Genomic DNA, 14,008 nt, shown 5'->3' on the forward strand with positions numbered 1-14,008 from the left:
AGCCGCCCCAAAAGCCTTCCCCCCACAGGGGGGAAGGTGTCGCGGCGCGAGCCGTGACGGATGAGGGGTCCTCCTCCCCCCGTACCAGTCACAGAGCATGCCAGAGACAGGCGGGGACAAGCCCCGCCCCTGCGCAGAGGCCCAAGATCTCCCGCAGGCTTCCAGCTGCCCCAAAAGCCTTCCCCCCACAGGGGGGAAGGTGTCGCGGCGAATGCCGTGACGGATGAGGGGTCCTCCTTCCCCCGTCCCACCCACAGGATATGCCAGAGGCGGGGGCGCAAAGCGCGCCCCTGCGGAGAGACCGAAAACGCCCCTGCCCCCAGCTCCCTCCCCCAAGTTGCACCCCCGCGTACAACCCTGCGCCGCCTCATGATAATATATAAGGAAGGACCCTCTTTTTGGGGGGCGCCGGCCCCCCTCAAAGGCCCTCTGTAACAAAGCCGACGCAATGTTACCGTTTTGTTACATCTTGCTCCGGCCGCTTGACGATTTCGAGCTTTTGAGATATCATACACACACAGGCAAGGGGAGTTGTACTTTCCTGATTTTGGTAAAACCCCTAAAATTCAAGAAAATAGCTCTCATTTGCCAAATATAAAAGGAGGAATATCCAATGAGAAACCTGAAGCGCGCTCTCAGCGTTGCTCTGGCTTCCGCCATGCTCCTGGGCATGATGATGGTCGGAACCAGCGCTAAGGGCATCGACGATTTTACCGATAAGGATAAGATCGTCAATCAGGACGCCGTGGCGGTCACCGCCGAGATCGGCGTGTTCGACGGCTACGAGAACGGGTCCTTTGGTCCCGAGAACGTAGTCACCCGCGCCGAGATGGCGGTCATCATCTGCACCATGCTGTATGGCGCCGGTGTGAACGTCAACCAGTTCGCGGAGACCAGCGTGTTCACCGACGTCCCCGACTGGGCGGAGGGCTATGTGAACCTGTGCGCCAGCCTGGGCATCGTGGCCGGTGTGGGCGACGGCAAGTTCGACCCCAGCGCCACCGTGACCACCGCGCAGGCCGTGCTGATGCTGTGCCGCACTCTGGGCTACTTCCAGAGCGCCACTGACTTCGGCAACGACTGGATGCTGGCCGCCACCGCCAAGGGCACTGAGCTGGGCATGTACGGCGATCTGAAGCTGACCGCCAATGCCGGCCTGACCCGCGACAACGTGGCCGAGCTGGTGTTCAACGCCCTGACCAAGGCTGTCACCGTTGAGTACAACGACACCTTCAACATCTACTTCAACACCGGCAGCACCTGGGCCAACGGCGTGAAGTTCGACTACAAGCAGACCCTGGGCTACAAGAACTTCGACCTGGTGTACATGAATGACGAGGATGACTTCGGCCGTCCCAGCACCGTGTGGGGCACCGGCTCCCTGGCCAACGTGTCTCTGGACGACGAGGGCAACATCCCCGACAGCTACAAGGGCATCGCTGACGACGACATCATCATCAGCATGGCCGACACCGCTACCCACACCTACACTGCCAAGGTCTCTTCCAAGACCCTGTACAACGATGTGGGCCGCACTGCCGCTCAGGACTATGACTGGACCGTTTACACCAACGGCGAGGCCAATGAGTACTCCTTCGACGGCAACGACCTGTATGACAACCGTACCAGCACTGACTGCTTCCTGAAGGAGGCCGCTGGCGAGAACGTGACCGGCAACGGCGTTCTGACTCAGGTCTATGTTGACTCCAAGGAGAAGGAAGTTACCGTCTCCGTCATCGACAGCTATGTGGCTGAGGTCTACAAGGTCGATGAGAAGGACGGCACCATCACCCTGTCCGACCTGGTGGACGGCCCCGCCGACGCCAGCGACGACGAGTTTGCTACCACCGCTTTTGCGGAGGACGACGTGGTCGTCTACACCTACGCCAACGACGAGATCCAGTCTGTTGTCAAGGCTGAGTCCGTGGAAGGCACTGTCACCAAGGTGAAGGACAAGGACAACTTCTCCCTGGACGGCACCAGCTACTCCTACTCCAAGAACATGGATGCCAGCGACAAGCTGGACACCGATGATGTGGACGCCGAGACCGTGGCCTATCTGGACGCCTATGGCTATGTGATCCATCTGGACGCTGACGCCGTGGCTCAGGATTACGCCTACGTGGTGGGCGTTGGCTCCGCCAACGACAAGTACGGCGATGACGCCGACTTCGGCGCCACCCTGCTGCTCACCGACGCCACCAAACTGAAGGTGGACCTGGATTCCGACAGCACGGACAAGTATGATAGCACTCAGGAGGCCCGTGAGGCTCTGGAGGGCTACATCGTGTCCTACTCCAAGGACAGCGACGGCCTGTACACTCTGACCAAGAGAAGCGACAACCGCATCGACCTGAACGAGAATACCTTCAACGCCACCGGTCTGGAGATCAAGTCCGGCACCTCCGCCATGAAGATCTTTGCGGCCGACGACTACTATGCCAACAGCAGCACTATCTTCCTGCTGTACGACGGCGACGACTACACCGTCTACACCGGCATCAAGAATGTGCCCGACGTGAAGGGTGACGCGGACACCAACGCCGTTGTCTTCGACAAGGGCGGCGTGGCCAAGGTGGTCTACATCGAGAACGCCAACGTGGACGGCGACGACGAAGTCATCTTCGTGGTGGGCGACACCGGCGCCAAGGCCCAGAAGGACAACGAGACCAACACCAAGTACTATGAGTACCAGGCCATGGTCGGCGGCGAGATCGTCAAGCTGAAGGTCCGCGACGGCGACGCCTATGACTTCTTCAAGACCATCAAGACTGATGAGATCCAGGTGCTCAGCGGCCTGACCTACAACAAGGACGGCTTTGTCACCGACTATGACAAGAACTTCACCGATTGGACCGTGAAGACCGGTATCGGCACCGAGGGCGAGGACGACGAGGTCATCGGCATCGGCGATGCCGCCGGCAAGAACTATGCGACCTACGCCTATGACGAGGACGTGGTGGTTGCCCGCTTCGACGGCGATGACCTGACCAAGTCCACCATCGGCCGCATCAAGGACGACGGTAACGACAAGGTCACCTATGTCCTGGACGGCAAGGTGCTGATGGGCGTGTGCATCACTGAGGTCAAGGGCACCGACGCCCCCGTTGCCTACACCGTGAAGGTGGACAATGCCACCAATGTGGACTACACCATCACCGATGAGAACAACAACAGCAAGACCAATGAGAGCCTGGTCCTGACCGAGAAGAACCTGGATGTCACCGTGAAGATGACTCCCAAGACCGGCTATCAGTGGACTGACAACAAGGGCACTGAGACCCGCACCGTGACTCTGACCAAGGTCACCCAGGACAAGACGGTTACCGCTGATAACGTTCAGCCCGTTGCCGCCACTCAGGCGACCCTGACCCTGAATCTGGACGGCGCCTATCTGAACATCAACAACAAGGCCTACTGGGATGGCGACACCATCTCTGCTGACTTTGACAGTGTTCTGACCGCCACCGTGGTGCCCACCAGCGCCTCCACTGCGGAGAACAAGGTCATGGCGAAGCCCACCATCACCGGGACCAAGAACGACGTTTCTGTCGCTGGCCAGACTCTGACCATTGTTCTGGGTGAGGATGGTAAACTGACTGTGGCTTATGTCTACGATAAGTATGATCTGACTGGTACTGACTCTGTCAGCAATTCCACTTATAACGTGGAGAATGTGAACGGTAAGTATCAGGCCGGCGCTGACGTGACGCTCAAGCTCACCCAGAAGACCGGGGCTGACCTGGCTACCGACGCTCAGGTCACTGTCACCATCAATGACGGGGCCATTAAGGCTACCGCCCAGGTGACCAAGGCTGGTCAGACTGCCGCCTCGGCTCAGTGGGACGGCCCGAAGACTTACGCGAGCGCTCAGGAACTCCAGAATGCCATTGATGGCCTGCCCGAGGGCCAGACCATGTGGAACTCTGCGAAGAATACCCAGGTCACCAGCGGTCTGGTCTGGACTTCCAGCAGCGATGAGTTCTATATCCAGACCTCCGCAGAGGTTGTTGAGGCTAAGGGTGAGATCACTGTGACCTTCACCATGCCAAACGCAAATACTGAAATTACCAAGATTGAAGTTCAGTAAGCGTCATCTCACTTAAACCTGCGGACCCCTGTGCATAATGCGCAGGGGTCCGCATGCCTTATCACCCAATGGCAAAATAAAAATACTCCACGCCCTCAGAATTCATCTGGGTGGAGGGGTTGTCCTTTGAGGTGTACCAGGAGACCTGATTTCCCGACCAGGTGACATTGACATAGAAGTCGATGTGCCCCAGGCCGCCTCCCTGGGTGACGCCCCGGAGGAGGAGCAGGCCGGAGCGGTCGGCGGAGGAGCCGGAGCGGCGCACCGCCAAAAGCTGGGGCGGGAAGGAAAAGGCGAGGGAGACAGGGGACTCCGGGCCGCTGGTCCCGTTTCCGGTGTAGCTGCCGAAGGCGGTGCGGGGCATGGAGCCCTCCACGGCTGACAGGCGGCGCTCCACGCCGCTCAGGCCCTCCTGATCCGCCTTACTGTCCAGCCGCCCCTCCAGCGCCTCCAAGGCGGTCTGGTCCGCCTTCTGGGCCACAAGGCCGGAGAGCTGGGAGAGGGCGGCGGTCTCCGCCTTGGACTGTGCCAGCGCGTGGAGCGCCCCGTCCACCGCGGCGTTGTCCGCGTTGAAGTCGGTCCGCTCCACTTTGTCCGAAGCCTCCCACTGGCTCAACCCATAATGTTCAGTGTGTCTGCTTGCCATGATCGATCCCTCTTTCTATTAAAAATGATTTCATAGAAGGGGGAAACCGGGGGCTATGTGGGACGTTAAAATACAAATAATGGGATTTCAGGGAAACTGTGCCCATTTTTATCCCCAGACAGCGGCCCGAGGGGATGAGACGGGAGAAAACGGATATCCTACCATGGGGACCTGCTGTGATGTGCCCGCCTGCCTGCTGAGGCCGTCCCTGTATGGGACCCTCTCCGCACAGCATATTCTTGCAGGAACGTGTCTGTACCATGTTCCACCGGGACGCCGCCTCCCGTGCGGGGGCGGAGGGCGGGCGCATCACCGCAGGCCTCTTCTGAATATCAAAGGGACACAGAGCAGAAATAGCCCGGACACGGCGGAGGCCGCGTCCGGGCTATTTGTATCGCGCTGTTTACTCCAGGATGGCCCCCCGGTCGGCGGAGGAAACCATTTTGGCGTACCGGGCCAGATAGCCGGTCCTGATCTTGGGCTCGGGGCAGACCCACTTGGCCCGCCGGACCTCCAGCTCCTCGTCGGACACCTTCAGGGTGATGGAGTGGGCGGGGATGTCGATGGCGATGAGGTCACCCTCTTCCACCAGACCGATGGGTCCGCCAGAGGCCGCCTCGGGGGACACATGGCCGATGGAAGCCCCCCGGGTGGCGCCGGAGAAGCGGCCGTCGGTGATGAGGGCCACATCCTTATCCAGGCCCATGCCCGCGATGGCGGAGGTGGGGTTGAGCATCTCCCGCATGCCGGGACCGCCCTTGGGGCCCTCGTAGCGGATGACCACTACGTCGCCGGCCACGATCTTGCCGGCATAGATGGCCTGGATGGCGTCCTCCTCGCTGTCGAACACCCGGGCAGGGCCCTCGTGGACCATCATCTCCGGGGCCACGGCGGACTGCTTCACCACGCAGCCGTCGGGGGCCAGGTTGCCCTTCAGCACGGCGATGCCGCCGGTCTTGGAATAGGGAGCCTCGATGGGGCGGATGATCTCCGGGTCCCGGTTGACCACGCCCGCCAGGTTCTCTGCCACCGTCTTGCCGGTGCAGGTCATAAGGCCGGTGTCCAGCAGGCCCGCCTTGGACAGCTCGGCCATGACGGCGTAGACGCCGCCGGCCCGCTCCAGGTCCTCCATATAGGTGTTGCCCGCCGGGGCCAGGTGGCACAGGTTGGGGGTCTTCTGAGAGATCTCATTGGCCATGTCGAAGGAGAGCTCGATGCCGCACTCATGGGCGATGGCAGGCAGGTGGAGCATGGTGTTGGTGGAGCAGCCCAGGGCCATGTCGATGGTCTCGGCGTTGTGGAAGGCGGCCTCGGTCATGATGTCCCGGGGGCGGATATCCCGCTCCACCAGCTCCATGATCTGCATGCCGGCGTGCTTGGCCAGCCGCAGGCGGGCGGACCACACGGCGGGGATGGTGCCGTTGCCCCGCAGCCCCATGCCGATGGCCTCGGTGAGGCAGTTCATGGAGTTGGCGGTGTACATGCCGGAGCAGGAGCCGCAGGTGGGGCAGGCGTTGTTTTCATACTCCTCCAGGCCGGCCTCGTCCAGCTTGCCGGCGTAGTAGGAGCCCACCGCCTCGAACATGTGGCTCAGGCAGGTGCGGCGGCCGTCATTCATAGTGCCCGCCATCATGGGGCCGCCGGAGACGAAGATGGTGGGGATGTTCACCCGGGCAGCCGCCATGAGCAGGCCGGGCACGTTCTTGTCGCAGTTGGGGATCATCACCAGACCGTCAAACTGGTGGGCCATAGCCATGGCCTCGGTGGAGTCGGCGATCAGGTCCCGGGTGACCAGGGAGTACTTCATGCCCACATGTCCCATGGCGATGCCGTCGCACACGGCGATGGCGGGGAACTCCACCGGGGTGCCTCCGGCGGCACGGATGCCGGCCTTCACCGCCTCGGCGATCTTATCCAGGTTCATGTGGCCGGGGACGATCTCGTTGTAGGAACAGACCACGCCGATGAGAGGCCGCTCCAGCTCCTCCTTGGTATAGCCCAGGGCATAGAGCAGGGAGCGGTTGGGGGCGGCGGGGGCCCCCTTTTTAATGACATCGCTGCGCATGGGAATTGACCTCCTCACAGATCCAGACTCAAGTTGTCTGATTTCTCTTGCATTGTCTGACTATATAGTATAAGATAGAGGGGAAAATGTCAAGAGGGAGCTGCGCCTCCGGCACAGAGAAAAGGAGAAGAGAGACCATGTCGAAGCGGAATCTGTCCCAGCAGACGGCGGAACGCCTGTATAACAGCATCGTGGCGGAGGGCACGCTGCGGCCCGGGGACAAGCTCCCCAACGAGGTGGAGCTCTCCCAGCAGCTGGGGGTGAGCCGCGCCACCCTGCGGGAGGCCATCCGAGAGCTGGCCGCCCGTGGAGTGCTGGAGGTCCGGCGGGGGCGGGGGACCTTTGTGTCGGAGGAAGTGGCGGACATCGAGGACTTCGGCTTCTCTGGGCTGGAGCGGCTTCAGGGCCAGCTGCGGGACCTGTTTGAGCTGCGGTCCATCTTCGAGCCAAAGGCCGCCCGGCTGGCCTGCCAGCGGGCCACGGAGGAGGAGCTGCGGGATATCCTGGAGAGAGGGGAGGCGGTGGAGCGGTGCATCCGGGCAGGACAGGACCGGACGGAGGCGGACCGGGACTTTCATGCCGCCATCGTGCGGGCTGCCCACAACGAATTCATGGTCCGGCTGCTGCCGGTGATCCACCAGGCAGTGGCCGCCGCAGTGGAGAGCGGAGAGCACGGCGAGCAGCTGGCAGAGGACACCCTGCGGGACCACGCCCTGCTGCTGGAATTTTTGGCAAAGCGGGACGGAGAGGGCGCAGAGCATGCCATGGCCATCCACATGTGCCGCAGCATGGAGGTGATGGGGCTGGGATGAGACGGGCAGAACGCCGGCCTCCCTGCCTGCACAAATCTTGAACTGGGACGGAAAAGGTAAAGTCTTGACGAAATTGGTGTAAAATGCTATGCTAAACCTAGAGGTCCACAGGGGAATGGACATTCCCGGCGGAAGATGCTCCGTGCTGTGGTTCCACGACAACTTGAAGAACAAGGGGGATGCTCCCTGATGGAGGATGACAGGACTTCGCACCGGACCGGGTCAGCAAGTCCTGTTATTTTTATGCCTCTCACGGGCAGGAGGGAGCGCGGGAGATCGTATGGAACTGTCATTTGCATCATTTGTACAGCAGGTCTTTTCCAGCCCGGCCATGCTGGTCACAGTCCTGCTGACGCTGGGCGTCATTTTCGTCAACGGATGGACGGATGCCCCCAACGCCATCGCCACCTGCATCGCCACCCGGTGCATCAACGTCCGGGCAGCCATCCTGACCAGCGCGGTGTTCAACTTCCTGGGTGTGCTCATCATGACCCACATCAACAGCTCGGTAGCCTCCACCATCAGCAATATGGTGGACTTCGGCGGCAACACCCATGAGGCCCTGATCGCCCTGTGCGCGGCTCTGTTCTCCATCGTGGTGTACAGCGTGGGGGCGGCCCGCTTCGGCATCCCCACCAGCGAGAGCCACAGCCTGATCGCGGGCCTCACAGGGGCGGCTATCGCCATCCAGAACGGCATTGGCGGCATCAACATGGGCGAGTGGGTCAAGGTGCTCTACGGCCTGGTGCTGAGCCTGGCGCTGGGCTTCCTGGCCGGGTGGGGCATCTGCCGCCTGGTCATCCTGGTGTGCGCCGGGATGGACCGAAGGAAGACCAACGGCTTCTTCCAGGGGGCACAGATCTTTGCTGCCGCCGCCATGAGCTTCATGCACGGGGCCCAGGACGGGCAGAAATTCATCGGCGTGCTCTTTCTGGGCATGGCCTTCTGCGGTGGGCAGGAGAGCGTCACCGGGATGGTCATCCCCGCCTGGCTGATGCTGATGTGCAGCACCGTGATGGGCCTGGGCACCAGTGTGGGGGGCGAAAAGATCATCAAGTCGGTGGGAATGGATATGGTGCGCCTGGAGAAGTACCAGGGGTTCGCCGCAGACCTGGCGGCGGCGGCCTGCCTGCTGCTCTCCAGCCTGTTCGGTATCCCAGTGTCCACCACCCACACCAAGACCAGCGCCATCATGGGTGTGGGGGCGGTGAAGCGGCTCTCCGCCATCAATTTCGGCGTGGTGAAGGACATGATGCTCACCTGGGTGTTCACCTTCCCGGGATGCGGGCTCATCAGCTTTGTCATGGCTAAGATATTTACGGCGATCTTCTGATCGATCATGGGGAGGAAGAGTGTTATGGCGAAAAAGAGTGATTCCTTTTATTTCGGCAACTTCTACGCTTGTGCGGACTGCGCCTATCAGGCGGCCCACCTGCTGGAGCGGGTCATGCGGGATTTCGATCCCCTGCTGATCCGGGAGAAGCTGGACGACATGCACAAGGTGGAGCACGCCGCTGACGAGAAAAAGCACGAGGTGCTGGACGCTCTGGTGAAGGCGTTCATCACCCCCATCGAGCGGGAGGACATCATCCTGCTCAGCCAGAACATCGATGAGGTGACAGACAAGATCGAGGATGTGATGCTCCGGCTCTACTACAACAACATCCAGAGCATCCGGCCCGACTCCCTGGAGCTGGTCTCCATCGTGGTGAAGAGCTGCGACATGGTCAAGCTCATGCTGAAAGAGTTCGCCTCCTTCCGCCACTCCAAGAGCCTGCGGGACCACATCATCGCCATCAACACCCTGGAGGAGCAGGCGGATCAGGTCTTTGTGACCAGCATGCGGGAGCTGCACACCACCTGCACCGACCCGGTGGAGATCATCTGCTGGCGGGAGGTCTATTTCTACCTTGAGAAATGCACTGACGCCTGTGAGCATGTGGCGGACGTGGTGGAGCAGATCGTAATGAAGAACTCCTGACCAAAGACGCATATGCTGCGCTTTCAGGACCCGGCCATCCAGGGGAGGCCGGGTCTTTTTTTGCACGGGATGTAAAAAGTATTTGACATTCCCGCACATCCATGTTAGAATCAAGATGTCAAAAGAATTTGACATCTTGATTTGACAAGGAGGCAGCGTCATGGAATCCAACGGGACTTCTATTTTTGTGGTGATCTTTCTGGCCGTGCTGATCCTCTCCGCAGTGCTGATCGTGTGGATGTTCGTCTCCCTGGTCCGGTCGGAGCTGGAGGACGAGCGGCGGCAGATGATCGTGGGCAAGGCCAGCACCTGGGCCTTCATCGCCGTGGTGGGCGGCGACCTGATCGAGGTGATTCGGACGGCGGTACAGCAGCCCAGCAGGGAGCCGGCCTCCCCCTTTATCCAGCTGGTAACGGCGGCGGTGGTGTATGCGGCCTTTTTGGGCTGGTTCAAGCACAAGTACGGAGGCTGAGCATGGAGAACAAGATCCGGGCGCTGAGGAGCGAGATGGGGCTCTCTCAGGAAGAGCTGGCCCGCCGGTGCGGAGTGTCCCGCCAGACCATCAACGCCATCGAAAACAACAAGTACGACCCCACCCTCACCCTGGCCTTCCACCTGGCCGGGGTGCTGGGGACCACGGTGGACGAGCTGTTCCTGGGGCCGGGGGAAAAATCCTGCTGAAATTGGCGGGGACCCGTTTACAAAATGGGTCCCCGCTGTTAAGCTTGTTTTAGAAAAGACTCTCTCTGGAACAGATGGGAGGCGCGGGAAATGAAGCACGGAACGATGAGCCTGCGGGACCGGGCGGCGGCTTGGGCCTTTGCCCTGTTCTCGGCGGCGGCCCTGCTGGCGGTGGCCGCCCAGGTTTTCCTGGGGGCCCGGCCGCTGCAGGGGATGCTGCCCCCTCTGGACCAGGTCACAGAGTTCTATGTATCCCCCTCCCACAAGGATATGGTCAGGTTCACAGTGGAGGAGAACGGCCTGGTCCAGGCCCTGGGGGAGCTGCGGGTGGCCTGGCGGGGGCCCTATCAGGCCATCCGCTATGAGCGGGGGCAGCATACCTATCATATCGATCTGTTCCGCACCTACGAGCCCTTGGGGGATGTGGTCCTGTATGAGAACGGTTTTCTCTGCTTCGAGGGGAGCCTCTTCCGGGTGGAGGAGGGAGCGGCCTACCAGCGGTGTCTGGAGCTGTGCCGGGAGGCCCTGCCCTGAACGGGCGGGCCAGTACACACTGGCGATTCGCAACAATGCGTCCTATGCCGTGACGGGGGACGGTGGAGTATTGGGAAACAGATGACAGTCCATGCCACTGAACGTAACGAAAAGAGCGGGCCGATGGATTGCGCCAAAAGATACAACAAAGTGCATTGTACCCTGGGAGTGGATCAATTTTCCATATATAAAATTTTTGGACAGCGACTTGGTTGCTTATGGTACATTTACAAAAGCAGAAGATAATGACCTAATAGAAGAGCTTGAAAGTCGATGATGGTTTTAAGCAAAATTTAGGTGGGTGATTTCGGATGCTAGTTCTTAAAATACTATCATTCTTATTGGCAATATCCTACATCCTGCTATTCCCGATGTTTCCGCAATATCCCTGGGAGAGCGGTGTTTTAGCTGAATATCTTGGAGAAAGTCTATTTTTACAGATCTATATTGTGATCTGGATCCTTGCAATTATATATGAGCTCATCATATTATTAAGATTTTACTGCCGAAAAAAATATCAATGTACTTTTTCGATTTTTTTACCTGCCGCATTTTATCAATTATATCAATATTATCCGCCTTTTCCTGTTTTGAGTCAGTTTTTTTGCTTTCTTGTCCTTTCAGTAAAAGTAATTGAGATTATTTTTTGGCATAAAAGAGTAAAGAATAACGCTCCTAATCAAGGGATACAAATACTGTTAGAGTTCCTTGTGATGACTTCAATATTGATAACAACCTTTCTTTGCTGAATGACAACACTATAGATCATAACAAAAGGGTTCTTGAGCATAAGCCGATGCCGGATAAAGACCAAGACCCAAAATGACAAAAACACAGGAAGTCACCGCAAAAAGCGGCCTCATTGACAAGAAAATGTAAGAAGAAAAGACCAGTTCAAAATTGAACTGGTCTTTTCTTATGCTCAGAAGGAGGAGCGAATATGACTAACATGACTAACAATACTCATTTTGACTATTTCCGAGGCGAGGAGAGCACACAGTATCAATTCTATTCCATGCCTAAAGCCCTGATGAAAGACCCCCGCTTCAAGAGCCTGTCCAATGACGCCAAGCTGCTCTATACCCTCATGCTGGACCGCATGAGCCTGTCCGCCCGGAATGGATGGTATGACCAGGGCCGGGTGTATATCTACTTTACCCTGAACGAGGTGCAGGAGGTTTTGAACTGCGGGAGCGAAAAGGGTATGAAGCTGCTGGCCGAACTGGATACCACCAGGGGCGTAGGCCTGATCGAGCGTGTCAAGCAGGGCCAGGGTAAGCCCACAAAGATATTCGTCAAGCGGTTTATCTCCCAGGAAACTCCCGAGCCAGACCACAACAGTTCAGAACTGGACAAAGCCCCTGACACCGGCTCTGTCCGGAGTGAGCAAGTCCACTATTCCGCCCCGGGACTAACGGAATATGCCGTTACAGACTGCGGAAAACCGAATTGTAATAAGACTGATAGAAATAAAACTGATTTTATCCAAACTTATCAATCCATCTATCAATCCTGTCAGAGACCAGAGAAACAGAGGGCAGACAGGAACACACCGTCATCTTCCGAACAACCACCCTCCGCAAAGGTGGAGCCGCGCACAGTTCCACGAGCTATCCACCCAACGCCCGAACCAGAGACAGATAAAAATAAATCGCACCGTGCGATATATTTTCTTGACAAACAGGACCAGAAAACAGTCCTCCACCCAGGCAGCGGCGCATCTTGCGCCGCTGCTTCTGCAAGTATGTCATTTGTTACACAAACGACCCTTGTTGGTGGCAAAGCCCCCAAACCCCCGAAATGCGTCCCATGGGACGCATTTTCCACGGCGCACAGGACGGAGGCCCGTCTATGAGGAGCCGCCCGTATTATGTCAGCTTTTGGCTGGATGAACAGGAGCACGACCATCTGCTCCAGTTGTGCGCCGACACTGGATTGACTGCCAGCGCCCTGCTCCGGCACCTGATAGCTGGAACAGAGGTGCGCCCAAAGCCGCCCCAGGAATACGCCGCCCTGCTCCGGGAGCTATCCGCCATTGGCCGGAATGTCAACCAAATCGCCCGGTGGGCCAATACCCAGGAGGCCATTTCCGAAGAGGAACTGTCCCGTGTTCTCGACCTGGTCGGCCAGGCATGGCGGCTGGTCAAGGATACCCTTTAACCGGGGCCAGGGCATCTCCCCCTTTGCGGGAGAGAGGATACGCCGCCAATCCCCACCCGTCAAGGCCGGACGATTGCTGACGCAATCGCCGCGAGCCGCCCCGGTGGGGCGGGCCTTGACCGACGGGGCCCGGCGGCGTTTTCAGTATCCAAGGGGGGATATGCCCCAAAAGCCGCCCAAGGGCGGCTTTTGCCGTTTCCGGGGCCGGGATGGTTTTACCCGCCCTGAAATCCGTCCCACGGTGCGATCCATTTTTCGACAGGAAATGCGTCCCATCGTGGGATTTATTTCGACCCTTTCCGCGCAGGGAGCAAACATGAAAAAGCAGCGGCCCCGCCGCTGTTGTAAACTGAAAGATCGGAGTATTGCCTATGGACCAAATATGGAGGATCTAACATTGACGAGTTACGGATATATCCGGGTCAGCACCAAAGACCAGAATGAGGACCGCCAGCTTCTGGCTCTGCAGGAGCTGAACATCCCGGAGAAGAATATCTTTACCGATAAACAGTCCGGTAAGGACTTTGAGCGCCCCCAGTACAAGAAGCTGGTACGGCGCATGAAGCGGGACGATCTGCTGTATATCAAAAGCATCGACCGCCTGGGCCGCAACTACAAGGAGATTTTGGAGCAATGGCGGCTGCTCACCAAGGACAGGGGCGTGGACATCGTGGTGCTGGATATGCCCCTGCTGGATACCCGCCGGGGCAAGGACCTGATGGGCACATTCCTCAGCGATATTGTGTTGCAAGTGCTCTCTTTTGTGGCGGAAAATGAACGCACAAACATCCGCCAGCGGCAAGCCGAGGGGATCGCCGCCGCCAAGGCCCGGGGCGTGAAGTTCGGCAGGCCGCCCCGGCCTCTGCCCGAAAACTTCCACGAGGTGCACAGAGAGTGGAGAAACAAGCGGCTGACCTTGAAGCAAGCGGCAAATGCCTGTGAAATGCCAGTAGGCACCTTCTACGCCAAGGCGGTCAAATTTGAAAAGTCCGACTAAAATAAACTGGCCTAAAATTTGAAAAAGTGTACCTTTACAAAT

At 58.7% G+C, this 14,008-nt stretch carries 12 protein-coding genes; 10 read left to right on the plus strand and 2 right to left on the minus strand.

The annotated features are described in order from the left end of the window. Positions 1-613 precede the first annotated feature (613 nt). A complete protein-coding gene (locus tag L9O85_RS01550; RefSeq protein ID WP_301579310.1) occupies positions 614-4,090 on the plus strand; it encodes an S-layer homology domain-containing protein in 3,477 nt (1,158 codons plus the stop codon). Between the two features lie 61 nt (positions 4,091-4,151). Here the strand turns inward: L9O85_RS01550 and L9O85_RS01555 are convergent, their stop codons facing one another. Further along, the gene (locus tag L9O85_RS01555) at positions 4,152-4,736 is read right to left on the minus strand and encodes a hypothetical protein (protein ID WP_147576980.1); all 585 of its coding nucleotides are present in this window, start codon (positions 4,734-4,736) and stop codon (positions 4,152-4,154) included. 403 nt (positions 4,737-5,139) lie between these two features. Next, positions 5,140-6,801, minus strand: a complete 1,662-nt coding sequence (gene ilvD, locus L9O85_RS01560; protein ID WP_276757904.1) for a dihydroxy-acid dehydratase — start codon at positions 6,799-6,801, stop codon at positions 5,140-5,142. Positions 6,802-6,938: 137 nt separating this feature from the next. Between ilvD and L9O85_RS01565 the strand changes: the two genes are divergently transcribed. From L9O85_RS01565 to L9O85_RS01605, 9 genes are all read left to right on the plus strand, one after another. Further along, positions 6,939-7,613, plus strand: a complete 675-nt coding sequence (locus L9O85_RS01565; RefSeq protein ID WP_108980004.1) for a FadR/GntR family transcriptional regulator — start codon at positions 6,939-6,941, stop codon at positions 7,611-7,613. A 280-nt stretch (positions 7,614-7,893) separates the two neighbouring features. Next, positions 7,894-8,946: an inorganic phosphate transporter gene (locus L9O85_RS01570; protein ID WP_050622885.1), complete on the plus strand. Its 1,053-nt coding sequence runs from the start codon at positions 7,894-7,896 to the stop codon at positions 8,944-8,946. A 24-nt stretch (positions 8,947-8,970) separates the two neighbouring features. After that, the gene (locus L9O85_RS01575; RefSeq protein ID WP_050622884.1) at positions 8,971-9,594 is read left to right on the plus strand and encodes a DUF47 domain-containing protein; all 624 of its coding nucleotides are present in this window, start codon (positions 8,971-8,973) and stop codon (positions 9,592-9,594) included. A gap of 160 nt (positions 9,595-9,754) precedes the next feature. Further along, the gene (locus tag L9O85_RS01580) at positions 9,755-10,066 is read left to right on the plus strand and encodes a hypothetical protein (RefSeq protein ID WP_301579314.1); all 312 of its coding nucleotides are present in this window, start codon (positions 9,755-9,757) and stop codon (positions 10,064-10,066) included. A gap of 2 nt (positions 10,067-10,068) precedes the next feature. Then, complete coding sequence (locus L9O85_RS01585) at positions 10,069-10,275, plus strand: helix-turn-helix transcriptional regulator (RefSeq protein ID WP_050622882.1); 207 nt, start codon at positions 10,069-10,071, stop codon at positions 10,273-10,275. Positions 10,276-10,365: 90 nt separating this feature from the next. Then, entirely contained in the window at positions 10,366-10,809 is a 444-nt protein-coding gene (locus L9O85_RS01590; RefSeq protein WP_276853205.1) for a hypothetical protein, read from the plus strand. A gap of 940 nt (positions 10,810-11,749) precedes the next feature. After that, positions 11,750-12,664 carry a replication initiator protein A gene (locus L9O85_RS01595; RefSeq protein WP_301579317.1) on the plus strand — a complete coding sequence of 305 codons (915 nt, stop codon included), beginning with the start codon at positions 11,750-11,752 and terminating at the stop codon, positions 12,662-12,664. Continuing rightward, positions 12,661-12,969, plus strand: a complete 309-nt coding sequence (locus tag L9O85_RS01600; RefSeq protein WP_301579319.1) for a plasmid mobilization protein — start codon at positions 12,661-12,663, stop codon at positions 12,967-12,969. Before L9O85_RS01595 ends, L9O85_RS01600 begins: the two co-directional genes overlap by 4 nt. A 397-nt stretch (positions 12,970-13,366) precedes the next feature. Continuing rightward, positions 13,367-13,966: a recombinase family protein gene (locus L9O85_RS01605; protein ID WP_430688775.1), complete on the plus strand. Its 600-nt coding sequence runs from the start codon at positions 13,367-13,369 to the stop codon at positions 13,964-13,966. Positions 13,967-14,008 lie beyond the last annotated feature (42 nt).

This window comes from Lawsonibacter asaccharolyticus, assembly GCF_022453915.1.
GTDB lineage: Bacteria > Bacillota > Clostridia > Oscillospirales > Oscillospiraceae > Lawsonibacter > Lawsonibacter asaccharolyticus.